The sequence below is a fragment of the Bacillus sp. D386 genome (assembly GCF_006346415.1).
On record NZ_VEMV01000002.1, the window covers coordinates 362,043 to 388,695 of the forward strand.

At 38.8% G+C, this 26,653-nt stretch carries 27 protein-coding genes; all 27 read right to left on the bottom strand.

The genetic code is table 11. From position 1 onward, the window contains the following. Nucleotides 1-104: 104 nt before the first annotated feature. Nucleotides 105-374: a 30S ribosomal protein S15 gene (rpsO, locus tag FHY45_RS06725; protein WP_066100335.1), complete on the bottom strand. Its 270-nt coding sequence runs from the start codon at nt 372-374 to the stop codon at nt 105-107. A gap of 128 nt (nt 375-502) precedes the next feature. Continuing rightward, nucleotides 503-1,447 (bottom strand): bifunctional riboflavin kinase/FAD synthetase, encoded by a 945-nt coding sequence (gene ribF, locus FHY45_RS06730; RefSeq protein ID WP_066100336.1) that lies wholly within the window; start codon nt 1,445-1,447, stop codon nt 503-505. Nucleotides 1,448-1,486: 39 nt separating this feature from the next. Further along, complete coding sequence (gene truB, locus FHY45_RS06735) at nt 1,487-2,413, bottom strand: tRNA pseudouridine(55) synthase TruB (RefSeq protein ID WP_066102266.1); 927 nt, start codon at nt 2,411-2,413, stop codon at nt 1,487-1,489. A gap of 66 nt (nt 2,414-2,479) precedes the next feature. Then, entirely contained in the window at nt 2,480-2,839 is a 360-nt protein-coding gene (rbfA, locus tag FHY45_RS06740) for a 30S ribosome-binding factor RbfA (protein WP_066102267.1), read from the bottom strand. A gap of 14 nt (nt 2,840-2,853) precedes the next feature. After that, complete coding sequence (locus FHY45_RS06745; RefSeq protein WP_066100337.1) at nt 2,854-3,132, bottom strand: DUF503 domain-containing protein; 279 nt, start codon at nt 3,130-3,132, stop codon at nt 2,854-2,856. Then, on the bottom strand, nt 3,129-5,432 hold the full coding sequence (gene infB, locus FHY45_RS06750) for a translation initiation factor IF-2 (protein WP_066100338.1): 2,304 nt from the start codon (nt 5,430-5,432) through the stop codon (nt 3,129-3,131). The genes FHY45_RS06745 and infB overlap by 4 nt, the downstream gene beginning before the upstream one ends. A 19-nt stretch (nt 5,433-5,451) precedes the next feature. Next, nucleotides 5,452-5,754: a YlxQ family RNA-binding protein gene (locus FHY45_RS06755; protein ID WP_139891224.1), complete on the bottom strand. Its 303-nt coding sequence runs from the start codon at nt 5,752-5,754 to the stop codon at nt 5,452-5,454. Then, nucleotides 5,751-6,074, bottom strand: a complete 324-nt coding sequence (rnpM, locus tag FHY45_RS06760) for an RNase P modulator RnpM (protein ID WP_302621333.1) — start codon at nt 6,072-6,074, stop codon at nt 5,751-5,753. Before rnpM ends, FHY45_RS06755 begins: the two co-directional genes overlap by 4 nt. After that, nucleotides 6,058-7,194 carry a transcription termination factor NusA gene (gene nusA, locus FHY45_RS06765; protein ID WP_066100344.1) on the bottom strand — a complete coding sequence of 379 codons (1,137 nt, stop codon included), beginning with the start codon at nt 7,192-7,194 and terminating at the stop codon, nt 6,058-6,060. The genes rnpM and nusA overlap by 17 nt, the downstream gene beginning before the upstream one ends. A gap of 32 nt (nt 7,195-7,226) precedes the next feature. Next, a complete protein-coding gene (rimP, locus tag FHY45_RS06770; RefSeq protein ID WP_066100348.1) occupies nt 7,227-7,700 on the bottom strand; it encodes a ribosome maturation factor RimP in 474 nt (157 codons plus the stop codon). Between the two features lie 154 nt (nt 7,701-7,854). Then, nucleotides 7,855-12,174 carry a PolC-type DNA polymerase III gene (locus FHY45_RS06775; protein WP_139891557.1) on the bottom strand — a complete coding sequence of 1,440 codons (4,320 nt, stop codon included), beginning with the start codon at nt 12,172-12,174 and terminating at the stop codon, nt 7,855-7,857. A gap of 249 nt (nt 12,175-12,423) precedes the next feature. Beyond that, the gene (locus FHY45_RS06780; RefSeq protein WP_139891225.1) at nt 12,424-14,124 is read right to left on the bottom strand and encodes a proline--tRNA ligase; all 1,701 of its coding nucleotides are present in this window, start codon (nt 14,122-14,124) and stop codon (nt 12,424-12,426) included. An 83-nt stretch (nt 14,125-14,207) separates the two neighbouring features. After that, on the bottom strand, nt 14,208-15,467 hold the full coding sequence (gene rseP / locus FHY45_RS06785) for an RIP metalloprotease RseP (RefSeq protein WP_139891226.1): 1,260 nt from the start codon (nt 15,465-15,467) through the stop codon (nt 14,208-14,210). Between the two features lie 17 nt (nt 15,468-15,484). Continuing rightward, complete coding sequence (gene dxr, locus FHY45_RS06790; protein WP_139891227.1) at nt 15,485-16,627, bottom strand: 1-deoxy-D-xylulose-5-phosphate reductoisomerase; 1,143 nt, start codon at nt 16,625-16,627, stop codon at nt 15,485-15,487. Between the two features lie 36 nt (nt 16,628-16,663). After that, nucleotides 16,664-17,455, bottom strand: a complete 792-nt coding sequence (locus tag FHY45_RS06795) for a phosphatidate cytidylyltransferase (RefSeq protein WP_139891228.1) — start codon at nt 17,453-17,455, stop codon at nt 16,664-16,666. A 22-nt stretch (nt 17,456-17,477) separates the two neighbouring features. Next, on the bottom strand, nt 17,478-18,251 hold the full coding sequence (locus FHY45_RS06800; RefSeq protein WP_139891229.1) for an undecaprenyl pyrophosphate synthase: 774 nt from the start codon (nt 18,249-18,251) through the stop codon (nt 17,478-17,480). 269 nt (nt 18,252-18,520) lie between these two features. Next, nucleotides 18,521-19,078, bottom strand: a complete 558-nt coding sequence (frr, locus tag FHY45_RS06805; protein WP_139891230.1) for a ribosome recycling factor — start codon at nt 19,076-19,078, stop codon at nt 18,521-18,523. Then, complete coding sequence (gene pyrH, locus FHY45_RS06810) at nt 19,078-19,803, bottom strand: UMP kinase (protein WP_139891231.1); 726 nt, start codon at nt 19,801-19,803, stop codon at nt 19,078-19,080. Before pyrH ends, frr begins: the two co-directional genes overlap by 1 nt. A 152-nt stretch (nt 19,804-19,955) precedes the next feature. Further along, a complete protein-coding gene (gene tsf / locus FHY45_RS06815; RefSeq protein WP_066100367.1) occupies nt 19,956-20,840 on the bottom strand; it encodes a translation elongation factor Ts in 885 nt (294 codons plus the stop codon). A gap of 131 nt (nt 20,841-20,971) precedes the next feature. After that, the gene (gene rpsB, locus FHY45_RS06820) at nt 20,972-21,736 is read right to left on the bottom strand and encodes a 30S ribosomal protein S2 (protein ID WP_066100370.1); all 765 of its coding nucleotides are present in this window, start codon (nt 21,734-21,736) and stop codon (nt 20,972-20,974) included. A gap of 155 nt (nt 21,737-21,891) precedes the next feature. Further along, entirely contained in the window at nt 21,892-22,422 is a 531-nt protein-coding gene (locus FHY45_RS06825; RefSeq protein ID WP_066100372.1) for a hypothetical protein, read from the bottom strand. 11 nt (nt 22,423-22,433) lie between these two features. Continuing rightward, nucleotides 22,434-22,748 carry a hypothetical protein gene (locus tag FHY45_RS06830; RefSeq protein WP_066100375.1) on the bottom strand — a complete coding sequence of 105 codons (315 nt, stop codon included), beginning with the start codon at nt 22,746-22,748 and terminating at the stop codon, nt 22,434-22,436. Between the two features lie 16 nt (nt 22,749-22,764). Beyond that, nucleotides 22,765-24,099 carry a flagellar assembly protein A gene (locus FHY45_RS06835; RefSeq protein ID WP_139891232.1) on the bottom strand — a complete coding sequence of 445 codons (1,335 nt, stop codon included), beginning with the start codon at nt 24,097-24,099 and terminating at the stop codon, nt 22,765-22,767. 24 nt (nt 24,100-24,123) lie between these two features. Further along, nucleotides 24,124-24,897 (bottom strand): FliA/WhiG family RNA polymerase sigma factor, encoded by a 774-nt coding sequence (locus tag FHY45_RS06840; RefSeq protein WP_139891233.1) that lies wholly within the window; start codon nt 24,895-24,897, stop codon nt 24,124-24,126. 108 nt (nt 24,898-25,005) lie between these two features. Continuing rightward, nucleotides 25,006-25,509, bottom strand: a complete 504-nt coding sequence (locus FHY45_RS06845; RefSeq protein WP_066100389.1) for a chemotaxis protein CheD — start codon at nt 25,507-25,509, stop codon at nt 25,006-25,008. Beyond that, nucleotides 25,506-26,144: a chemotaxis protein CheC gene (locus FHY45_RS06850; RefSeq protein ID WP_139891234.1), complete on the bottom strand. Its 639-nt coding sequence runs from the start codon at nt 26,142-26,144 to the stop codon at nt 25,506-25,508. The genes FHY45_RS06845 and FHY45_RS06850 overlap by 4 nt, the downstream gene beginning before the upstream one ends. 18 nt (nt 26,145-26,162) lie before the next feature. Then, the gene (locus tag FHY45_RS06855; protein ID WP_139891235.1) at nt 26,163-26,624 is read right to left on the bottom strand and encodes a chemotaxis protein CheW; all 462 of its coding nucleotides are present in this window, start codon (nt 26,622-26,624) and stop codon (nt 26,163-26,165) included. Nucleotides 26,625-26,653 lie beyond the last annotated feature (29 nt).

The window sequence follows — 26,653 nt, forward strand, 5'->3', positions numbered from 1 at the left end:
ACTCCATAGTTGTCGAGTTAAAAAGCGACATTACCCTTTAACTTTCCTCTTTCTCCTCTATGTATAACAAAAAAGCGGGAAAAATCCCGCTTTTTCTGAGTAGTTTATCGACGTAAACCAAGCTTGTTGATTAATTCGCGATAACGAGTAACGTCTTTATTACGCAGGTAAGTAAGTAAGTTACGACGTTTACCTACCATTTTCAAAAGACCGCGACGTGAGTGGTGATCTTTCTTGTGAGTGCGTAAGTGTTCGTTAAGTGTGTTGATTTGTTCAGTAAGGACAGCGATCTGAACTTCTGGAGAACCAGTGTCGCTCTCATGAGTTTTGTACTCATTAATGATCTCATTTTTACGCTCTTGCGTTAATGCCATCCTAATTCACCTCCTAAAATTTTCAAAATCCCCTATTCCTGAGCGAACGTTGGTGATGCGCTTAGCCAAGGAAAGGTTCTTTTCATACGATATTAAGAATACTACTTCTCGGTTAAAAAAGCAAGTACTTAATTCACTCCAAAATATTCTATTGCGAATTGTTTATCTTTTTCAAGCTGAGTAACCAATTGTTCCACAGAGCTGAATTTCTGTTCACTCCGTATGCGTTTATGCCACTCTACCACAACTCTCTCTTGATAGATATCAGCCTCAAAATCTAATAGATGTACTTCTATAGTGGGAATCTCTTCTTTTTCCGTATGAAAAGTAGGTTTATAGCCTACATTACATATACCATTATACCAATTACCTCGTACTTTCATACGTACGCAATAAACTCCGGTACCAGGAAGATAATAATCGGGGTCCACTTCTATATTGGCAGTAGGAAACCCTAATAACCTCCCGCGTTTCTCTCCATCTACAATACATCCTTTAACAGTGAAATACCTGCTTAATAATTGATTAATTGTTTCAGTATGGCCGTTAATTAATTCCTCTCGAATACGAGTGGAACTGATTTTTTCCTCTCCAATATCTTGCTTTGACACGGTTGTTACATCAAACATACCCTTTGCATGGTGCGGAAGAGTTTCCATAGTTCCTCTTCCGTATTGTCCATATGAATAATCAAAGCCGGCAACCACATGCTGAATATGCAATGAAATCAAATAATCATCCACAAATTTTTGTGGTGAAAGACTTGAAAAATCAGGTGTGAATTGGACAATAAAAAGATAATCCAACCCTATGTTCTTCATTAATTCAATTTTATCCTGCAATGGTGTTAAAAGCCTCACGTGCTTTATATGTTTATTCAAAATGACAGATGGGTGAGGATCAAATGTCATCACCGCTGTTGCCAGCCCTTTTTCTTCACCAATTTGTTTTACCGTTTCAATAACCTTTTGATGGCCAATATGAACGCCATCAAAATAACCAAGAGCTACTGCTATTGGCGGAAAGTCCCCCCGCTTATAGTCATGGGGATGTGTAATATTGATTATTTTCATCTCTATTCCCCTCTAATTTCAATCTCCATCCATATCATACTATATAAATGGAATAACTTTAACCGGTTTACACAATCCTTTTTTCTCTGGATGATGCTGATAAATTGCCATTAGTTCTTCTTGTTCATTAAAAATAGCAAAAGGACTCTCCGTATTTTCAGCAGATAGGTTGTCAGAGGTCAGTACAGCACCATTACGGACTTTTTCTGCAATTTCACTGGAAACCTTAATAATCGGCAGATTGGGAACACCTTCTTCTATAGGCTTCAGTACGTCGCTTACAGTGCCCTTCTCCGCATGTAAAGCCAGCTGTTCAAGTGTAATTGCCTCCTCAAGGGTGAAAGCCGCTGAGCGTGACCTGATGAGCTTAGACATATGGGCTGGATAACCTAATTGGTCACCTATCATGCAGGAGAGCGTTCTGATATACGTTCCTTTCCCACATGAGACACGAAAAGAAAACGAAATGGATTCACCTTCAAATAGTTCTCTATCGTCCAAAAGTTCAATTTCATAAATATTCACCTTACGCGAGGGGATGTCTACCTTTTCTCCCTTTAATGCGTACTCATACAAGCGCTTTCCATTTACTTTAACAGCTGAGTAGATTGGAGGTGTTTGAACAATCGTTCCTGTGAGCGAGTTCAAAATCTCGATAATCTTAGTACGTTTTATCGGCTTCTCAATTACCTTCTTATCCACCATGTCGCCCGAAGCATCTTCTGTGGTTGTGGACCAGCCAATAGTCACTTCACCTATGTATTCTTTACCAGCATCCGTTATGTACTCCGCAACTCTGGTTGCTTTTCCAAGACATATAGGCAGTACACCTGTGACATCCGGATCCAACGTTCCTGTATGTCCGACTTTTTTCATCCTCAGTATTTTTCTGACTTTCATAATACAGTCATGAGAAGTAAATCCTGCCGGTTTATTGAGAATCAGGATTCCATTTAACTCTTCCATCACTATCACCCTGTTCTCCTAATTTTTTATATAAAAAGGGGATAGACATAACGTCTATCCTAGTCCTTATTCATTGGGTTCTTTATTTTCCTGATGAATTTGATGCAATAGATTTTCAATTCTGTTTCCATAGTCAATCGACTCATCAAATTCAAAAATAATTTCCGGAGTTTTTCGTAATCGAATACGCTGGCCCAGCTCAGAACGAATAAATCCAGTAGCTTTAGCAAGACCTTTAAGTGTATCTTCTCTTTTTTCGGCATCACCGAGAACCGATATATAGACTTTGGCTTGCTGAAGGTCTCCAGAAACTTCAACATCTGTGACAGTCACAAATCCAACTCGTGGATCTTTGATTTTTCTGCCAAGTATATCACTGAGTTCTTTTTTCATTTGCTCTCCCACACGGGTAGCTCTAAGGCTCATATTTTTCACCTCTTTTAAAGCCATTCTATATTTGTCGCAATACTCTCCAATTCAGGAAAAGAATCGAGGTAGGATAATGCTTTTTGCAATTCCCTTTCAGAACTGGTTCTGGACGACGAGACAACCACGATTGCGATAACCGTGCGTTGCCACATGTCCTGATAGTCAACCTCTGCGACAGAAACATTAAATTTTTGTTTTAATCGCGTCATAACGCGCTGCAGAACCGCTCTTTTTTCCTTTAAGGATTGAGCATTAGGAATCAAACATTCACATTCTGCCGCAGCAATCATGCTCTTTTAATTTCTTCCATTACATATGCTTCGATAACATCGCCTTCTTTAATATCATTAAAGTTTTTGATCGTTATTCCGCATTCGTAGCCTTGAGCTACTTCTTTCACGTCATCTTTGAAGCGTTTAAGTGTATCCAGTTCACCTTCAAAGATTACGATGCCTTCACGGATTAGACGGATTCCACTGTTACGTGTAATCTTACCATCTGTTACATAGCTTCCTGCAATTGTTCCTACTTTGGAAATTTTGATGGTTTGACGAACTTCAGCCTGACCGATTACTTTCTCCTCATACTCAGGATCAAGCATCCCTTTCATCGCTGCTTCGATTTCTTCGATTGCTTTATAGATAATTCTGTGCAGACGTACATCTACTTTTTCAGCTTCAGCAGCACGCTTAGCATTAACATCCGGACGCACGTTGAAACCAATTACAATTGCATTAGAGGCAGTCGCTAAAATAATATCGGATTCAGTAATTGCACCAACACCCGCATGAATAATTTTAACTTTTACGCCTTCAACCTCAATTTTTTGCAAGGAAGCAGCTACCGCTTCAACAGAACCTTGAACATCACCTTTTACAATGATATTAATTTCTTTTACTTCCCCTTGTTTTAATTGATCAAACAAGTTTTCAAGTGTTACACGGGAGCTTTCATTACGTGAAGCTAAGATATGTCTTTGAGCACGAGCTTCCCCAACCTGGCGTGCTGTTTTTTCATCTTCAAATACAACGAAGCGATCGCCTGCCTGAGGCACCTCGTTTAATCCGGTAATTTCAATCGGAGTGGATGGACCCGCTTCTTTAACACGGCGGCCTAAATCATTTACCATCGCACGTACTTTACCAAAAGTATCTCCAACAACAATTGGATCTCCTATACGCAGTGTTCCATTTTGAACAAGTAAAGTAGCGACAGATCCACGTCCTTTATCCAATTCCGCTTCAATAACCGTACCAATGGCTTTACGTTTAGGATTTGCCTTATATTCATTTACTTCACTTACAAGTAAAATCATTTCAAGCAATGTCTCGATACCTTCACCTTTTTTCGCAGACATTGGTACAAAAATAGTATCCCCGCCCCACTCTTCTGGTACCAGGCCATTTTCAACCAATTCCTGTTTTACGCGATCAGGATTAGCTCCTTCTTTATCCATCTTGTTAACTGCCACAATAATTGGAACCTCTGCTGCTTTAGCATGGTTAATCGCTTCAACTGTTTGTGGCATTACTCCATCGTCAGCAGCTACAACGATAATTGTAATATCCGTTACTTGAGCACCACGCGCACGCATTGTAGTGAAGGCAGCATGTCCCGGTGTATCAAGGAACGTGATTTTCTTACCATCTACCTCAACTTGATAAGCACCGATATGCTGCGTAATTCCGCCTGCTTCGCCTTCAGTAACTTTTGTATTTCTGATTGCATCCAGCAATGTTGTTTTACCATGGTCAACGTGACCCATAATCGTAACTACTGCCGGTCTTTCCACTGTATTTTCATCTGGATTTTCATCATCCGCAATGACAGCTTCAAGATCTGTTACATCAATTTTAATGATTTCTTCTACTTCTACGCCATAATCAGCACAAATAAGTTCAATTGCATCTTTATCTAATTCTGCATTAATCGTTGCCATGACTCCAAGCATAAATAGTTTTTTAATAATTTCACTTGGTTCACGATAAATCTTTTTACTTAACTCCTGCACAGACAGAGATTCGGTGAATGTGATTTTCTCCGGTAATTCTCTTTCTTTTCTAGGTGTTGGTTGATAAGTTGACTTACTTTGATGACGTTGGTTATTTTTTTTATTTCGATTATTTCTGAAGTTACCTCTTTTTTGATTATCTTGCACGCTTTTTTTCCCTTCATTACCCTTAGATGCCGGTTTATTCTTTGTATTTTGATTAGTTCCCTGGTTATTCCTAGTTGCTGTTACACCAGGATTAGGTCTTGCGGAACTTTGAGATTGCCTTGAAGCTTGCTGGCCACCTCTTTGCTGGTTACTATTTGTTTGCTGTTTTTGTTGTTGCCCGTTTATATTTCCTCGGTTTTGGTTCTGGTTCTGATTTTGACTAGTTCTAGTTTGGTTAGTATTTTGAGGTTTCTCGGTATTTATCTTTTCCGATTTAGGATTAAACAGTTTCTCTAATTTTTCTACTGCCTGATCCTCTAGAGCCGTCATATGATTATTGACGTCAATCCCCATATCTTTAAGTTTATTAATTACCACTTTACTAGAAACATTGTTCTTCTTCGCATATTCATATACACGTACTTTACCCATTCCTTCACCCCCGAATTAGTTAATCGAGCAAGGAGATTAATTTCTTTGCAAATCCATCATCAAGTACAGCGACTACCACTCTTGAATCCTTGCCTATTGCTTGACCAAGCACGGTTCGGTTTTCAACTCGGCATATCGGTACTTTGTAAAAATGACATTTGTCGGTGATTTTCTTTTCCGTATTTAAAGAAGCATCTTTTGATAATAAAACTATTTTCGCTCGACGAGAGCGTATTTCTTTTATAACCAATTCTTCCCCGGAAATAACTTTTCTCGCTCGATATGCGAGTCCCAAAAGGGACATCCATTGTTTTTGCATCATGGTCGTGATTTGTTCTCCTTAGCAGCCAGCTTTAAAAGTTCTTCGTATATAGAAGAATCTACATCTGCCTCCAGATGATTAGATAGGCTATTCTTCTTTTTGGCAGCGTTAATGGCTTCCTCAGATAGGCTCAAATAGGCCCCGCGGCCTGATTTCTTGCCGGTCGGATCTATTGAAACCTCTCCTTCCTTGGAGCGAACAATCCGGATCATTTCTTTTTTTGGTTTCATTTCACCGGTGCCGATACATTTTCTCAGCGGTACTTTCTTTCGGTTGTTCACCATTTTCACCTCACCAATAGGATCATTCTTCTGTTTCATCATCGAGTCCGAAAGTAAAGCCTTTAAATTCGAGCTCGTCTTCATCACTTTCTTCAGTCAGGCGATTAACAGGATAGATTCCCGCTTCACGCGCATCTGTTTCACTCTTAATATCTATCTTCCACCCAGTAAGCTTTGCAGCAAGGCGAGCATTTTGCCCACGTTTACCAATTGCCAGGGAAAGCTGATAGTCAGGTACAATAACTGTTGTTGCCTTCTCTTCTTCATTCACAATGACTTCAAGTACTTTTGAAGGACTTAAAGCATTAGCTACGAAAACAACAGGGTCATCTGACCATTTTACGATATCAATTTTTTCGCCTTTTAGTTCGTTTACAATCGCTTGAACACGTTGGCCTTTAGGACCTACACAAGCACCTACCGGATCCACCTCATGATTATCAGTATGAACTGATATTTTTGAGCGGTCTCCTGCTTCACGGGCAACAGATTTAATTTCAACTGTGCCGTCAAAAATCTCAGGCACCTCAAGTTCAAATAATCTCTTTAAAAGGCCCGGATGTGTACGTGAAACGAAAATTTGCGGCCCTTTTGAAGTTTTTTCTACTTTTGTTAGAAATACTTTATAACGTTCATGCGGTTGATAGGATTCATTCGGCATCTGCTCATTGGCTGGAAGCAATGCTTCTGTTTTACCGAGAGCTACATATATATATTTAGAATCACGGCGTTGGACAATTCCAGTCATAATGTCTTCTTCACGGTCAATAAATTCATTGTATACAATGCCTCTTTCAGCTTCACGTACACGTTGAGTTACAACTTGCTTAGCTGTTTGAGCTGCGATACGACCAAAGTTTTTTGGTGTAACTTCAAGCTCCAGAACATCTTCTACTTCATAGTTTGGATTGATGCTTTTTGCTTCTTCCAAAGAGATCTCAAGGCGGGAATCAAAAACTTCATCAACAATTTCTTTACGAGCAAATACACGCATGGATCCATTCACCAAATTAAAATCCACACGGACATTTTGAGCCTGATTAAAATTTCTCTTATAGGCTGATACAAGAGCGGCTTCAATCGCCTCTACGAGCACATCCCTTGAAATTCCTTTTTCCTTTTCTAAAATGGTCAGTGCATCGAGTAATTCATTACTCATTTTACTAATCCCCTCCTTACAATCTTAAACCCTTATGAAAAACTAATCGCTAATCTTGCCTTGGCAATCTTATCATAAGGAATAGTTATTTCCTTTTTACGTGTTTTAATTTTAATTTCGATTATAACGGTGTCACCATCAAAATCTTTTAAGATACCTTCAAACTCTTTTTCATTATCAATCGGTTCATATGTTTTAATATGTACATTTTTACCGACTGCCTTCATAAAATCGCTATCTTTTTTTAATGGGCGTTCAGCACCTGGAGAAGAAACCTCCAGGAAATAGTTATTGGAAATTGGATCTTTTTCATCGAGCTTCTCGCTCAACCTTTCAGAAACAATACCGCATTCTTCAATGTCCACACCGTTTTCCTTATCGATATACACTCTAAGGAACCAGTTTCTGCCCTCTTTTACATACTCTACTTCAACGAGCTCGAGGTTTAATTCTTCGAGGATCGGGGCAGCCATTTCCTCGACAATCTCAGTGACTTTCTTGCTCATGCTTTCACTCCTTTACGTCTATGTAAACGACTGAATATCATCCTAATACAAACGAAAGAGTGGGTTTCCCCACTCTTTAGCACATACGTATCAGCAGTAATTCTTACTTGAATATAACATAAAGAGTTGGTTTTTGCAAATTAGCGATTCTGTATCAGAATAAAGAAAGTTGGTTTTGATCAGGCATATCGCCCAAGCAACCGTGATTATCCAAGTATTCTAATATAGTTTTGGAAACTTTGCCTCTTTGCTGCAAATCTTCTTTAGATAAAAATTCGCCGTTTTCTCTAGCTTTCACAATATTGAAAGCCGCATTCGTTCCAAGTCCTGGGATTGAATTGAACGGTGGAATTAAAGTATTTCCGTCAATAATAAATTCATTTGCACTGGATCGATATAAATCAACTTTTTGGAAGCTATATCCTCGCTCACACATTTCAAGTGCTATTTCAAGAACAGTCATCAAGTTTTTCTCTTTAGTAGAGGCTTCGAGACCTTTTTGATTGATTTCATCAATGCGGGAACGAATCATTTCTGATCCTTTCACCATCGCATCAAGGTCAAAATCATCTGCACGAACCGTGAAATAAGCTGCGTAGTACAGGAGTGCATGGTGCACTTTAAAATAAGCAATTCGGACAGCCATTAATACATATGCTGCCGCATGGGCTTTCGGGAACATATATTTAATCTTTTTACATGAGCCAATATACCATCCTGGTACATTGTTCTTCAGCATTTCTTCTTCCATTTCCTCGGAGAGCCCTTTCCCCTTACGGACAGACTCCATAATTTTGAAGGCAAGTGATGGATCAAGACCCTGATAAATTAAATACACCATAATATCATCACGACAGCCAATTACCTGGCTTAGATTACAAATATTATCCTGAATCAATTCCTGTGCATTGCCCAGCCACACATCTGTACCGTGTGAGAGCCCGGATATTTGAACAAGCTCTGCAAAAGTGGTTGGCTTAGTATCCTCAAGCATTTGCCTTACAAAACGAGTACCAAATTCCGGTACACCCAGTGTACCTGTTTTGCAATTGATTTGTTCTGCAGTAACACCAAGTACTTCCGGTGTACTGAAAATCTTCATGACTTCAGGATCGTCTGTAGGAATCGTTTTTGGATCTATTCCGCTTAAATCCTGTAGCATCCGGATTACAGTTGGATCATCATGACCCAGAATATCAAGCTTCAAAATATTATCATGGATGGAATGGAAGTCGAAGTGAGTCGTTTTCCATTCAGAGTCACTCGCATCAGCCGGGAACTGGATAGGCGAGAAATCATAAATATCCATATAATCAGGAACTACAATAATTCCGCCCGGATGCTGCCCGGTTGTACGCTTAACACCTGTACATCCACTTACTAAACGATCTGTTTCTGCTGAACGGAAATGAAGATTATTTTCCTGGGCATATCCTCTAACATATCCATATGCCGTTTTTTCAGCTACCGTACCAATCGTTCCTGCTCGATATACATAATCTTCACCAAACAGGACTTTTGTGTAATTATGAGCCTGCGGCTGATATTCACCTGAGAAGTTTAAGTCGATATCTGGAACTTTGTCTCCCTTGAAGCCAAGGAATGTTTCAAACGGAATATCATGTCCATCTTTCACATAGCTTACAGCGCAGTCCGGACAATCCTTATCTGGGAGGTCAAAACCTGACCCGACCGATCCATCATTAAAGAATTCAGACTTCTTGCACTTCGGACATACATAATGGGGAGGCAATGGATTTACTTCCGTTATTTCAGTCATCGTTGCCACAAAGGATGAACCTACGGAACCACGGGATCCAACCAAGTATCCATCATCAAGTGATTTCTTAACCAGCTTATGCGAAATTAAGTAAATAACCGCAAATCCATGACCAATGATACTCTTCAATTCTTTTTCAAGACGAGCTTCCACGATCTCTGGCAAATTTTCACCGTAGATCATCCGTGCTCTTGTATAACTCATTTCCCGAATATCCTCTTCAGCACCCTCGATTTTCGGTGTATATAAATCATCTTTAATCGGTTTGATTTCATCAATTAAATCGGCAATTTTATTGGTGTTTGTTACAACAATTTCTTTTGCTTTTTCTTGCCCAAGGAACGAGAAGCAATTCATCATCTCATCTGTTGTACGGAAATGTACATCAGGCAAGCTGTGGCGATTTAGAGGGTTTGCTCCCCCTTGTGAATTGATTAATATTTTTCGATAGATTTTATCATTTGGATTCAGGTAATGAACATTGCCTGTCGCCACAACTGGTTTGTTTAATTTCTCTCCCAGCTTTACAATATTGGCGATTATAGATTCAAGAGCCTTATCGCTTTGAACCAGTTCCATTTCGATAAGAGGAGCGTAAACTTCTTTTGGATGCACCTCAAGATAATCATAGAATTCAGCGACATCCTCTGCCTCTTCAAATGATTTTTGCATCATATTTTCAAATACTTCGCCGCGATCACAGCCGGATCCAACCAAAATCCCTTCTCGATATTGCATAAGGACGGATCTTGGAATCCTTGGGACACGGTAAAAATAATCAATATGAGCAATGGAAACAAGCTTAAATAAATTCTTTAAACCTTCCTGTGTTTGCGCGAGTAATGTGCAATGATACGGACGCGCTCTCTGGAATGCCTTTCCTTTTCCCATATTGTCATTTAATTGATTATGATTCGTAATGCCTTTTTCATTGGCATCCTTTAACATTTTCATTAACAAATGACCGGTTGTTTCAGCATCATAAATCGCACGGTGATGCTGAACAAGCTCAACATCAAATTTTTTCGCCAAATTATTCAGGCGGTGATTTTTCAAATCCGGATAGAGGAAACGAGCCAGCTCCAATGTATCTATGACCGGGTTGGTGGCTTTACCAAACCCAAGCTTTTTATAACCCATATTCAAGAAGCCCATATCAAAGCTCGCGTTATGCGCAACAAAAATTGCATCCTCAGACCAATCCCTGAACTTCGTCAAAACTTCATCGACTTCAGGAGCATTCTCTACAAGGTCATCGGTAATCCCTGTTAAATTAATGGTTGTAGATGATAATTTATGATGTGGATTGGCAAAAGACTCAAAGCGATCAATAATCTCACCATTTTTCATCTTAACTGCCGCAAGCTCGATAATGGTGTCATATATGGCAGAAAGTCCTGTTGTTTCCACGTCAAATACAACATATGTGCTTTCTTCCAAATTTAAATCTGACGTATTGTAAGCAATCGGCACACCATCATCCACTAAATTTACTTCTACGCCATATAAGATTTTAATATTATTTTTCTTTCCGGCAGCGTAAGCCTCAGGGAATGACTGTGCGACCGCATGATCTGTTATAGCAATCGCTTTATGTCCCCACTTAGCTGCCTGGGACACTAGTGTAGAGACAGGTGTAACAGCGTCCATTTGGCTCATTGGTGTATGCAAATGTAATTCAACACGCTTTTCATCTTCGGGTGCTGTATCCTTACGATTTTTACCTGCTATTTCATTAATATCATTTGCAATCATTACTAAGTCACGGACGAATGTATCATTTTGTACACTTCCCTGTACACGTACCCACATACCTTTTTTCACACGTGCCAATTGGCTTGCGTCTTCTCTGTCACGTGAGAACATTTTAACAAGAATGCTATTTGTATAATCCGTAATTTTAAAGGTTAATAAGGTGCGTCCGCTCTTTAACTCTCTTGTTTCAGCATCAAAAACATACCCTTCAACCGCAATACGACGTTCTTCTTCAACAATCTCATCAAGTGTCTTAAAGTCAGCATCCGGCTTGATTTTGTACCCGATAACTAGTGGGCCTTCTGGTATTCCGCCATCATCCTTAGCCTCTGCGGCCTTCTTCATATCCTGAACTGCCTGCAGAGCTTTTTCTTCATCTTCTATTTGCTTTTGCTTTTTGAATGTCTCCATTGCCTCACTGTATGCATCTTTATCTACAATGGCATCGAGCTGCAATGGCGGAAAACCAAAACGCTGATAAACTTCTGAAATTAAGCCGGTATATTTCCGTTTAAGCTGGCCAGCCTCTGCATCGTTACGAGCAGTTACAATCAGCTTATTCCCTTCAACCTTTGGAGCTTGTCCATGCAATAATTCCAGAATTGCCGGAGAAATTCCATCGATTTCGCTAATACAGTTTTTCCAATAATCCGTAATCAATTCATTCGTGATGAGTGGATTCCTAACCTCAACCGAATACCCGACAGTGGCTATTGGAGAAAAGACCTGCATTAATTGTGTCGTAAATCTGGTCCAAATACTGCAAGGAATTATATGTTCAAATCTGAAAAAGAAATGCCATTTGCGGGCAACTTTTTCAATGATTACTTTATCGATTTCCGCATTGGAAAAATGCACAACAACCGCATCTTCCGTCAGCTGAAGTTGCTGGAGCAACGTTCTGAATTTATCTTGTTTAATACGAGAATTCTCTTCCATTTCTATCTCTCCCAAACGTCATTCTCCTTTTCCGTCTTGTAATTATAACACAACTCTTTTTTATTCAAATCCCTTCTTGCAAAGATTAATGCTTTTATCAATTCAGAAAACACCTTTAGCCATACTTATTAAAGACCGGTGTTGGGAGTAAAAAGCATTATCCAAACCTTAAAACAACTTATCAAAAAAAATCGGCACGTAAAAACAAGCTCTCCCCATTGCAAAAGGGAGAGCTTGTACTTTAATATTTTACAGGATTTCGTTTAATCGACCAGCAAGATCAGTAACAGGCACTTCAAAACTTTCCCCTGTTCGTCTCACTTTAACTTCTACGATTCCTTCGGCAGCTTTTTTACCAACTGTGACTCGAACAGGTAGTCCAATTAAATCAGAATCAGCAAATTTAACACCTGCACGTTCATTACGGTCATCCATTAATACATCATATCCAGCTTGCATAAGCTCGTCATATAATTTCTCACCTAGATTCCGTTGATTTTCATCCTTCATATTAACTGGAATAAGATGCACTTGATATGGAGCTATATTAGCAGGCCACATTAAACCTTTTTCATCATTAAATTGCTCAGCAATCGCCGCAACGGTTCTGGATACTCCAATTCCATAGCAACCCATAATCATCGGCTGACTGCGACCATTTTCATCCAAGTACGTACCGTTCATTGCTTCACTGTATCGTGTTCCTAACTTAAATACATGACCCACTTCTATTCCTTTAGCAAACTGAATGGTGCCTTTTCCATCTGGAGAAGCATCACCAGCCTGTATAAAACGAAGATCTTCATATTTCACATTAGTAAAATCACGGTCAGGATTTACATTAATGTAATGTATCCCTTCTTCATTGGCTCCACAAACCGCATTTTCCAAAACTTCAACAGCGAAATCAGCAATAATTGTCACGCGGTTTAGGTCCACTCCAATTGGTCCAATAGAACCAACGCTGCAATTCAGTATATCCTGTGTCTCCTCCGGACTTGCAGGTTCAACGATTGTAGCATTAAAGATATTTTTTAGTTTAATATCATTTAATTCATGATCTCCTCTGATCAATACAAGCACAAACTGATCGTCCACTTTCCAAAGAAGTGATTTAATACACTTATCATTAGTTGTATTTAAATATCTTGATACTTCTTCGATTGTTTTTTGATCAGGTGTTGATACTTTAGTCAGTTCTTTAAGCTCTTCACCTGTTTTTACAGCCGTGTTAACAACAGGTGCCATTTCAATATTAGCTGCAAAGTCAGATGTATCCGAATAAGCGATTGTGTCCTCACCTATTTCAGAAAGCACCATAAATTCATGTGTATCTTTTCCGCCCATAGCTCCAGAATCTGCTATAACCGCTCTGAAATCAAGACCACAACGGCTGAAAATATTGGAATAGGCTGTAAAGATACGATCATACACTTCATCCAGGCTTTCCTGGCTGGAATGGAAAGAATACGCATCCTTCATAATAAATTCACGGCCGCGAAGCAAGCCGAAACGAGGACGCTTTTCATCGCGGAATTTTGTTTGAATTTGATAAAGAGTTAGAGGTAAACGTTTGTATGATTTCACCTCATCACGAAGTAAGCTTGTAATAACTTCTTCATGGGTTGGTCCCATTGCAAATTCACGATTATGGCGGTCATGCATTCTCATTAACTCAGGACCATAGGAATACCATCTGCCGGATTCCTGCCATAGCTCTGCCTGCTGCAGTGTCGGCATTAGTAATTCTACCGCTCCTGCGCGCTCCATCTCTTCTCGAATAATTTTTTCAACATTTTGGATTACTTTTAAACCAAGTGGAAGATAACTATATATTCCACTTGCATTTTGGCGCATAAATCCGGCACGAAGCAATAATTGATGACTTTTTACTTCAGCGTCTGATGGCACCTCTCTTAATGTTGGAATCATCGTCATACTTTGTCTCATATCTATTCACCTTTCTATCCTAATCACTTTACTTTATGTATAGCAGGAGCTTAACACGTGTTTAGCCCCCGCTACTGACTATTTTAAAAGAAAAATCGCTGTATATCATTCCAGGTGACGACGATCATTAATAGCATCAATAAGGCAAATCCAATAAAATGGAACATACCTTCCTTTTGCTTATCAACCGGTTTCCCTCTAATTGCTTCAATTGCAAAGAATAACAGCCTTCCTCCATCCAACGCGGGCAACGGCAAGAGATTCATAATCCCAAGGTTAATACTTAAGACCCCTGCCCATTTTATCAAGTAAAAAATACCTGATTTTGCCACCTCTTCTGTGGAAACATATATACCCACAGGACCTGATAATGCATCTATGGAGAATCCTCCTGTGATTAAATCACCAAGTACAATGAAAATTTGTTTAGTCCATAAATACGTTTCCGTAAATCCATAACCGATCGCTTTGATAAAGGATTTTTCCGTCGGAGCATAGACCCCTATGATTCCCCGTTTGCCGGCTGAATCATCCACTAATTTAGGTGTGACATTTATCTCCTTATTTTGGCCATCACGTTCAACCTCAAAAGTCAGTTCATTATTGGCATTCTTTTGAATAGTTGATTGAATATCACTCCATGAATCAACTTTTTCACCATTAATGGAGTGTACGATGTCTCCTGCCTTAAGTCCAGAGCTAATAGCAGGTCCATCTTCTGTCAGTTTGCCAAGCTTCGGCTCATCGACCACAACACCTTGGGCAATCCCAATAATCATGAATAACACAGCTGCTAAAACAAAATTCATCATCGGTCCGGCAAAGATTGCCATCGCTCTTTGCGGTAATGTTTTTGAATTAAACTGGCGGTCATATGGTGCTATTTGAAGCTCAAGGCCATCTTCTACCATTACCGCTTTTGAATGAACCTTAAAGGTTTGCATAGCTTCATCATTTCCATCTTCATATCCACGAATGATTAACTGATGATCCAGATCTGCTTGTTCCACCTCAATAATTCTTGCTTCAGGATATTTATCCTTGTTAGTGACAATGATTTTGTTAATTTCCTGATTTTCGTTAAACAGTACCCCAATTCGATAGCCTGGTTTCAACTCAACTGTTTCTGCGTCTTCACCAGCCATCCGTACAAAGCCTCCAAGCGGAAGTAAACGAATGGTATAGACAGTTTCATTCTTTTTTATTGTAAAGATTTTCGGCCCAAAACCGATGGCAAACTCTCGACAGAGTATACCTGCTCTTTTTGCAAAGATTAAGTGGCCTAATTCATGAAAAAACACTAATCCTCCAAAAATAAGTATAAACGCTAATATTGTTTCCACTTAATCGACCATCCCTTTTAATATAGTGACTCGATATACCTTCTTGTCTCCTGATCGACTTCCTGAATAGTCTCGAGTTCAGGTTTTTTGATTAGCTGATGACGCTCCATAGCTTTTTCCACCAGTGCCTCAATTTCCAAGAATGGAATCTTGCCCTGTAAGAACAATTCGACCGCCACCTCATTGGCAGCATTTAAAACAGTCGGCATTGATCCGCCAATTCTTCCGGCATTATAAGCGTATTGTAAACATGGATAGCGGTCAAAGTCCATCTTTTTAAAATGTAAAGTTGCCGCTTCTGCTAAATTAAGTCTCTTTGAAGAGAAAAGCGGTAACCGATCCGGATATGAAAGAGCATATTGGATAGGCACACGCATATCTGGGGTCCCCAGCTGCGCCATCACACTTGAATCGTGAAATTCCACCATAGAATGGATAATGCTTTCCTGGTGCAATAGGACATCAATCTGTTCATATGGCAAATTAAACAGCCAATGGGCTTCAATCACTTCAAGTCCCTTATTCATCATTGTGGCAGAATCTATTGTTATTTTTGCGCCCATAGACCAATTTGGATGATTGAGTGCATCTTTAACTGTAACATTCTTTAACTCATCTCTTGTTCGGTCTCTGAAGCTTCCTCCAGATGCTGTGATAATCAAGCGTTCAATATTTTTAGCCTTTTCACCCTGTAATGCCTGGAATATAGCAGAATGCTCACTGTCAACCGGCAGTATAGGCGTTTGAAACCTCTTGGCAGCCTCCATAACTAAATGTCCGGCTGTCACCAATGTTTCCTTATTAGCAAGGGCAATTTGTTTACCAGCTTCCATCGCCTGCATGGTAGGAATTAAACCAATGCTTCCCATTACGGCATTCACTACAATATCTCCGTTTACATAAGTAGCTGCCTCTATTAAGCCTTCATGTCCGTATATAATTTTCCTGCCCGGATATTCCGTCTTCAGTCTTTCCGCATCTTCTTTTAGCTGTACACAAATCAGTTCGGGCTGGAATTCCTGAATGATTTTCCGAATTCCGTCCACATTTCTTCCGCCTGAAACAGCTGTTAAGTTAAATTCCTCTGGATGATTGCGTACAATATCTATCGTTTGCATACCGATAGACCCTGTAGCCCCTAATAAATTGATCCTTTTCAAACTAAAGCTCCTCCCCCAGCAATTGTATAGTTACGTTTAAAAAATGAAGAAGTGCAATATGGGAAGAATAAAAATCAAACTATCAAATCTGTCCAAAATTCCTCCATGTCCCGGTAAGATATTACCGGAATCCTTAACACCATAATGCCTTTTATATGCAGATTGTACAAGATCACCCAACTGCCCAAAAATCGAAATTAATAATGCCATTATAATCAGCTTACTTATATTGTAGTCCAAATTAGAGAAAAAATAGAACAGAATTGCAACAACTAATGCACTTCCAACTCCACCAAGGAATCCTTCTACTGTTTTATTTGGGCTGATTTCCGGCCAAAGCTTTCGTTTTCCTAAAGATCGCCCTACAAAATAGGCACCTGAATCAGTAACCCAAATCGTAATTAATACAAAAAGTATCGTTAAGAGGCCATTCTCAACATCTCTTGTCCCAAAAAAGTAATAAAAAGCTACACCTATGTATAGAGAAGACAACAATAGAAAAGCCGCATCATCAAACGTAAAAGCATTTTTAGAAATTACCGTAATCACTAATAACAAAAATGCAATGATAATAACTATATCCATTTTATCGTATTGAATCATATCAAAGAAACTACTGTAACGATCAGGTATCAATAAAACCCATACTAATAAAAACGATAGTAACGATGATATCGTCATTAGCGGCATTTTCTTCATCTTAAGTAGTTCATATAATCCAATTGTCGCCATCGCATAGATTAAAATAAGAAACGGAATATTTCCATAAATTAATATCGGTAAAAATAATGCAATCGCGACTATCGCAGTAATGATTCTTTGTTTCATCCTAAAACCCCTGCCTTCCTCATTATACGCCGCCGTATCTTCTCGATCTGCCCTGGAATTCTTCAATTGCATTGAGCAATTCATGGTCATTGAAGTCCGGCCACAATACATCTGTAAAATAAAACTCCGTATAGGCTAATTGCCATAACATAAAGTTGCTCAGTCGAATTTCGCCGCTCGTTCTGATTAATAAATCCGGATCCATCAGCTGATTGGTCATCAAATACTCAGAGAATCGTTCTTCTGTCAAATCGCTTTCTTCCAAACGACCATCTTTCATATCAGCTGCGGCTTTTTTTACACCTTCGAGGATTTCTGCACGGCTTCCATAATTAAGAGCGAAATTTAAAATTAGACCATCATTATCTTTAGTTTGATCTAATGCTGTAGTGACTGCATTGACAGTATGCAAAGGCAGTCTCTTTTGATCACCCATAATTTGAACCCTAACGTTTTCTTTCATTAATTCCGGCAAAAACGTTCCTAGAAATTCTTCGGGTAATTTTAACAAATAATCCACTTCATCTTTTGGACGTTTCCAATTCTCAGTTGAAAAGGCATAAACCGTTAAAACCTTAACTCCCAATTCATTAGCTAATTTAGTCGTTTTACGCACGACCTTCATACCCTCATGATGTCCAGCTACTCTTGGCAGTGCTCTTTTTCTTGCCCACCGGCCATTCCCATCCATAATAATGGCAATATGGTCTGGTATTTTATTTTGTTTTACCTTTTCTATTCTTTCTGGTATAGAATACTGTTTCCCTTTTTTCTTAACTATCTTCCATCCAAACATGTTATTTCCTCCAAAAGGAATTAATCTTCCCTGCTTATGTATATTTGATCATTTAGCCTTAGTACAAATTCCATAACCTATCATACCACATTTAATTGTCACAAACATTTCTGTTTGTATGTTTGTTTCCTGGCAGTTTTATGGATTTCTAACAGTTAACCTTTTTGGACACACTGTATGATTCTGTTATTATATAATTTCGTCACCTAATACATACTAGGTGTAACAAAAAAGCCCCTTTAGATAAAAGGGGCTTTATGATATAAAAATCAAACTTCCATGATTTCCTTTTCTTTATCTTTAGCAAGAGCATCGATTTTTGCGATATGATCATCCGTCATTTTTTGAACGTCATCAGAATATCCACGAAGTGCATCTTCTGTAATTTCCCCGTTTTTCTCAAGCTTTTTAAGGTCATCATTACCATCACGGCGTACATTACGAATCGCAACTTTCGCTTCTTCAGCTTCCTTCTTCACTTGTTTAACAAGGTCACGACGACGTTCTTCAGTTAGTGCAGGAACACTTAAACGAATAATATTACCATCGTTCACTGGGTTAAGTCCAAGATCAGATTTCAGAATTGCCTTTTCAATATCACCAAGAATGGTTTTGTCATAAGGTGTAATAACCAGCATACGAGCTTCCGGAACGCTGATTGACCCAAGCTGATTTACAGGTGTAGGTGCTCCATAATAATTTACAGTCAATCTGTCTAAAAGGGATGCACTAGCACGACCTGCACGGATAGAGGCTAATTCTCTGGAGAATGCCTGAATTCCTTTATTCATCTTTTCCTTCGTATTGTCTATAACTTGTTTTGCCATTATTCTTTCCCCCTAACAATAGTACCTATAGTTTCACCCATAACGGCACGTTTAATATTTCCTTCTTCCATTATTGAGAAGACAATTAGTGGAATGTCATTATCCATACATAAAGATGATGCTGTGGAGTCCATTACAGATAAACCATCCTTAATTAAATCAAGATAAGAAAGTTCATCATATTTTACGGCACTGCTATCTAATACAGGGTCTGCACTATATACACCATCAACATTATTTTTACCCATGAGAATGACATCTGCTTCTATTTCGGCAGCCCGTAAAGCTGCTGTCGTATCTGTAGAGAAATACGGATTTCCAGTACCTGCAGCAAAGATAACCACACGTGTTTTCTCTAAATGGCGGATTGCTCTGCGACGGATATAAGGCTCAGCTACTTGTCTCATTTCAATAGATGTTTGGACACGTGTCTCAATCCCTTGTTGTTCCAAACTATCCTGAAGCGCAAGTGAATTCATGACTGTTGCAAGCATTCCCATATAATCGGCAGTTGCACGGTCCATTCCAAGTTCACTGCCTGTTTTACCGCGCCAAATATTTCCGCCACCAACCACTACTGCGACTTCTACACCAAGCTCCGCAACTTCTTTCACTTGTTTAGCAACTGAAAAAATTATGGTTGGGTCAATCCCAAATCCTTGAGCACCGGCAAGTGCCTCTCCACTTAACTTTAATACAACTCTTTTATACTTTACGCTGCTCATAGTAACCTCCACCGTCATTAGTTATCGATCTATCACAAGCTTTAATAGTCGATATCCTCATCTAATACTCTGTTTATTTTAAGGAAATGTATTCTTGAAAAATAGGGAACACAACGTGTCCCCTATTTTTATGCTATACACATGTAATTAGATTAGTCTTTTTTAATTTGGCTCATTACTTCTTCAGCGAAGTTATCTTGTTTCTTCTCGATACCTTCTCCTACTTCGTAACGTACGAACTCAACGATTGTAGCGCCATTTGCTTGTACAAATTGACCAACTTTTTGATCTGGATTTTTAACGAATGTTTGATCCAGTACACAAATTTCTTCAAAATATTTACCTAGACGGCCTTCAACCATTTTCGCAACGATTTTTTCAGGTTTTCCTTCGTTTAATGCTTGTTGTGTTAGAACTTGACGCTCATGTTCAACTTCTTCAGCAGTAACTTGGTCACGTGATACGTATTTAGGGTTTAAAGCAGCGATGTGCATAGAAACATCTTTCGCAACCGCTTCTTCAGTTGTACCTTCAACGATAGTTAATACGCTGATACGTCCGCCTTGGTGGATGTAAGCTCCGAAAGCTCCGTTTTCAGGTTTTGTTTTGATTTCAAAACGACGAAGAGTGATGCGCTCACCAATTTTTGCAATAGCAGCATTGATGTGGTCAGCAACAGTTGCACCGTTAGTCATTGTTTGAGTTAAAGCTTCCTCAACATTTGCAGGTTCATTTGTTAAAAGATGTGCAGCCAATTCTTTTACAAGAGTTTGGAATGCTTCATTTTTAGCAACGAAATCTGTTTCAGCATTTACTTCAAGGATAACTGCTTTATCGCCTTCAACAACGATAGAAGTTAAACCTTCAGCAGCAATACGATCGCCTTTTTTAGCCGCTTTCGCAATACCTTTTTCACGAAGGTAATCGATTGCTTTATCCATGTCACCGCTTGTTTCTTGTAGTGCTTTTTTGCAGTCCATCATACCTGCACCAGTTTTTTCACGTAATTCTTTAACCATTTGAGCAGTAATAGCCATTTGGTCTTCCTCCTTTATATCATCCGATAAAATCAGTATGTAGCAGTGTGCGAATCCGTATACACCACTCTATTTTATTTCAAAAAAAGGTGATAAAAGGCACTGTCCTCTTATCACCTTTAAAAAATCAATTAAGCATTTTCAACTGTAGTTGCTTCTTCTGCTTCAACAGTTTCTTCAACTACTGTTTCTTCTGCAACTGGAGCTGTTTCTTCACCTTGTTTACCTTCAAGGATAGCATCAGCCATTTTACCAGTAAGCAATTTAACAGCACGGATTGCATCATCGTTTGCAGGGATTACATAATCGATTTCATCCGGATCACAGTTTGTATCAACGATACCTACGATTGGAATATTCAATTTATGAGCTTCCGCAACAGCGATACGCTCTTTACGTGGGTCAATGATGAACAATGCATCAGGGATTTGTTTCATATCCTTGATACCGCCTAAGAATTTTTCAAGACGCTCTTGTTCTTTTTTCAATTGAATAACTTCTTTTTTAGGAAGAACTTCAAATGTTCCGTTTTCTTCCATTTTTTCGATTTCTTTAAGACGTGCAATACGTTTTTGAATTGTTACGAAGTTTGTTAATGTACCACCTAACCAACGTTGGTTAACATAGTACATACCAGCACGGCCAGCTTCTTCTTTTACAGAATCTTGAGCTTGCTTTTTAGTACCAACGAAAAGCATAGTACCGCCATCAGCAGCCAAGTCTCTTACGAAGTTATAAGCTTCTTCTACTTTTTTAACCGTTTTTTGAAGGTCAATAATGTAGATACCATTACGCTCCGTGAAAATATATTTTTTCATTTTTGGGTTCCAACGACGAGTTTGGTGCCCGAAGTGTACACCTGCTTCAAGCAGTTGTTTCATTGAAATTACAGACATGTTTGTTCCTCCTATATTTTGTTTTTCCTCCGCTCAAATCATTTTCAGGCTGAAACTGTAGGTTTACAGCACGATCAGTCCAAATCCTCAAGCGTGTGTATTAACACCATGTCATAATATAGCATAATCTCAGCATACAATCAAGTCTTTTTACTTTACTTTTGATTTAATTTAAATAAAAGGTCAATTTCTGTTTTGCCACGGCCCATTTTTTTTGCAATTTCCTCAATTGTTTTCCCTTGATTCTTCATATTCTGGGCCTCAGCCAATATAGGGACTCGTTCTAAATCTTGGTCGATAACATCTGATTCCGTTTTTTCTTCCTTAAGATGATTCGTAACGGATTGCCGGCTCGTATTTTCGTAGGCATTCCGTGCACTCTGCTGTCTATATCCATTTGGTAACCCTGTCATAGTGTGATCTATTTTCTCTTCTTGATCAGATAGCTTTCGAGGTCCTTCAGTGCGTGATATCTTACCAGTATCACCCACAAACAACTGTTTAATTTCATCGTTTTCTTCCTTCATTTCGATTATAAACGTATGGATTAGTTCCTCAACTTCTTTTTGATATTCTTTACATTCCTTCTCGAATTGAATAAGACGATTCTGCCTCAAATAAAGGATAACAATTGCTAAAACAGCCACCATATTGACCATGATGCTTACTATGAGTATAAATGTCATTTTGTCTCCTCTTATCCCGAAAAATCTATTCTCTTTCCCTTATAAGGTTGGGTTTCTGCTTGCGAAAAGGCAGAATGATTTTTAGTAGATTCATCATTCTGCCGCCGTTTTTCCTGCTGCCGGCCCTTGGAATGATTATTCCAATCAACCGAGCTATTCTTTTCTTGCCTAAGTACTGTTTCATTTTTTGCTCTTGTACTCTTTTTTTCCTGTTCGGAAGCATGCTCAATCAGTTGTTGACTACGATTCTGCAACAGCTCCTGGATTTTACCTGCATCCTGCGTTCTGGGTATTGCAACTTGCAATTCAATCGCTTTTAAACTCATGATTCATTGCCCCCTTTTAGAGCGGATAAACAGATATCTCGTTTCCCTTATCAGTAAATCTCACTGACTGGTAATTTTGATTCAGAGGCATGCTATACTTACCCATTTTTATATAAAGATTAGGGTAGCATGCACCGTTAATAATTAATTCCTCATCGATTTGCAGCTCATAATCTAACATTAATCTCTCTTGCTTAAGTTTTTTCATTTCATCCACTAAAAAATCTTTTGTTTTCCTTTGTTTTTCCAGCAAAAGAGCATCCTTTTTGTCATTCGATAACCTTGTTTTTTCTTCAAGCTTCACAGCTATATACGAGAGTTTCGAGAGTGTTTTTTGCATTTTTTGATAACGAGAATCCAAATCCTGCTTAATCATTTCAATTGCATCATTATTTCCGATATGTATTTCAGTACGTGTATAGTGTAAATTCCCTGCATCCATCAGTTCCACTCTCTTGCCAGCCCTTAAAACTCCGCCTATTAGATGTCCTTTTTTACAGGTTACAGATTTCATGGAAGTTACAAAACTATGGAGAATAGCATGTTGAATAATGATATTACCGCTTGATATTACATTTGCATAGTTTATGTATAAGGCGTATAGATCTCCGCCTGTTCGAATACTGCAATTCTTTTCCCCAGTAATTCCGCCCTTGACAATAACCGAGCCGCCAACATTAATGTCTGATCCCTCAATCATACCGAAAACTTTTAAATCGCCACCGCACGAAATCGTATAACCGACGGGTATATTGCCCTCAATATACACATTTCCAACAAAATCAATATTGCCTACCTCCAGGCTCAAATCTCCTTTTACATAAAAAACAGGATTAACCTGTATAGTATGACCTACTATACTGATTTGTCCGTTAATCGTTGAATAGAGGCTTGATTCATGTTCAATGACATTGGGTCCCAATTTATAGACGGCTCTTTTGCCTAGTTTCGGTTTGATTTCATTTCCGAAAATATCCATTCCAAATAGACCATAAGTTGGTTGAGATGCAGCCGCAATTTTATCTCCTGTAGAGATGGATGGGATATCCATTACATTTCGGAAGTTAAACGGTTGCTCCCCTGTGTCTATTCCCTTTGTATATTCGAGTTTTAATTCTCCATCCTGTCCGTTTTCCGGTAATTTCCCTTCAGCAATCAATAAAGGAAAAACAACCTGCTCCGTATTCAGTAAATGTACTTTTGTTTCCTTTTTTATGCCAAAGATAATCGGCAAAGAAACAAGCCATTCATCTATTTGTCTATCAGAAACCGATTGTGCCTGATTCCCTATAGGTATAATCCAGGCCTTCATTTTATCTTGGGAAACCTCTAGTTTATATGGAAAATCCATTATTCCACTCCCAAACCAATAGCTTTAGCGGTAGATTGTTTTTGCTAATAACTCTTTTAATTTAAATAGTGCACGTGAATGTATTTGTGAAATTCTCGAAGTCGATAGCTTCAAAATGTAGCCGATCTCTGTAAGAGTCAGCTCCTGCCGATAAAATAAGTCCAACACTAATTGTTCTTTTTCACTTAGCCTATGAATGAGGTCTCCCATCTCTTTGAGCAATTCTTTTTTAACAAGGGCTTCTTCAGGAGATAGCATGCGCTCGTCTTTCACTGTATACGATTGCGCTTCCTGTTCCGAGTGAGTATCATGCGGCTGTTCATCCATTGATAAAATATTGGAAAAGAAATTCTCATTCGTGATTTTGACAACCTCATCCTCTGTAATCCCTAATTCTTCGGCAATTTCAACAGGTGTGATATTACGCATATTCTTCTGCTCTAACGCTTCTATAGTCGAATCTATTAATTTTGCTTTTTCTCTCGTACTTCTTGGCAACCAATCTTCTTTACGCAATCCATCTATAATGGCTCCCCTAATTCGAAAGGAAGCATAGGTCTCAAATTTTAAATCACGGGATGGGTCGAATTTTTCTAAAGCATCAAATAGACCCATATTCGCTAAACTTCTTATATCATCTCTATTCACATTTTTAGGCAGATTCACTGAAATTCGTTGTACATGATAACTGACCAATGGCAAGTATTTTTTTGCCAATATGTCTCCAGCCTGCGCGTCCCGGCCTTCAAGCCATTTATGCCAATACGTCTGTTCTTCACCGGTATTCACTTGAGACATTTTGACCCTCCCCTTAGTTGGTTTATTATGGTAATTAAATTATAACAAAAAACAACAGATATACATCCGACAAATTTCCCTTAATTTCGCTCTTTACCGAATGAAAACTTAAATAGAGCAGGAACCCTGATTAACCGTACGAATGTGCAATATACTTGTAATCGGATTAAATTCAATTGTTCTTCCACTGTTTCCGCCAACATCTTCAGCAATTATCTGGATATGATTTTCCATAAGCTGAATTTTCACAGCATCTACATTTCGCGGTCCGATTCTCATCAGATCACTTCCTGAACTGAATTGAAACATTTGCGCTCCACCTGCAAGTTTTGCCTTGAGCAATTGACTTTTTATTCCCTTATTCTTGAATTGTTTAATAAGCTCTGGTATTGCAGTATCTGCATATTTTGCTTTATTAAATGTTTTACCTCTGGCAAGTGAGGAATCCGGCAGCATAACATGAACCATTCCTGCTATCTGTTGAGATGGGCAGTAAAGGACAACACCAACACAAGATCCAAGACCGGCTGTTCTAATAATGGAACCCTTATAAGCAAAATTCATATCTGCAATTCCAACGCGGATAATTTCCTGTTCGTGACGAGGATTCATTCCATATTCACTCCCAATGTGGAAAAGAGTGTATCAAATGATTCAGGATCAGGCAGTAAGAAAAAGTGCCCATTTACATCTTTTTCTTCCTTACTATCAGACTCGGTAAAATCCGTATCAATGATAATCGCATAATCGCCAACTTGGGAAAATTCTAGTAATCCATACCCGAGCAAGGCTCCCACCATATCAATCCCCAGCACAGGAACAGAAGGATATATTTTCATACCAGTAAAATCAGACAAGGAAGATAAATACGAGCCAGATAGAATATTGCCCATTTCTGTCAGGGCAGATAAAGAAATTTCATCATCCAATGAATGATCAAAGGAAAATTGATTGGAACCGGTCATTTGGTTAATAAATCTGGTTGCCTGCGATAAAGAAAGGATAAAATACATATTGCCGGTGATGTCACCTTCTATTCTCATGTAAACACTGGCTACAACATTATCCGCTCCTCCTGCAAGCTCCATTGTTTCGTCAAATGTTGCAATTTTCACGGAAGGGACACTCATCATAACCGGTTTGTTCACTAATAGAGATAAAGCAGTCGCAGCATTACCTGCACCGATATTACCAATTTCCTTTAAGGTATCCAGTTGGAGATGTGTTATGGAATCCAGATATGACATGTCCTGCCCGCCTTCTTCCTATATAGATTGTGTTGTTCCAAGTACTTGTAAAATTCGTTCGAGTTTGATTAATATCAACAAACGTTTATCAACCTTCACAACGCCATTTATAAAATCAATCTCCTGCATACCGATAACTTTAGGCTGCGGTTCAATTAAATCAGCCGGAAACTCTAAAACATCCCTGGCTGAATCAACAATCAATCCCACTTCAAATTCATTAAAGGAAATAATGATAATCCTTGAAGACTCATCATATTCTTTTTGCTCTAGGCCAAACCGCATTCGAAGGTCAATAATCGGTGTAATCGTCCCTTTAAGATTAATTACTCCCATCACAAAGGGTTCTACACCCGGAACTCTTGTAATAGTTGATACTTTTTCGATAGACAGCACATACTCGACAGGTATTGCATATTCTTTATTCACTAACTCAAAGACTATAACTTTCTGCATCTGTCTATTATCATTGTCAGCCATATAAACTCCTCCTTATCTTACAGCCCTGC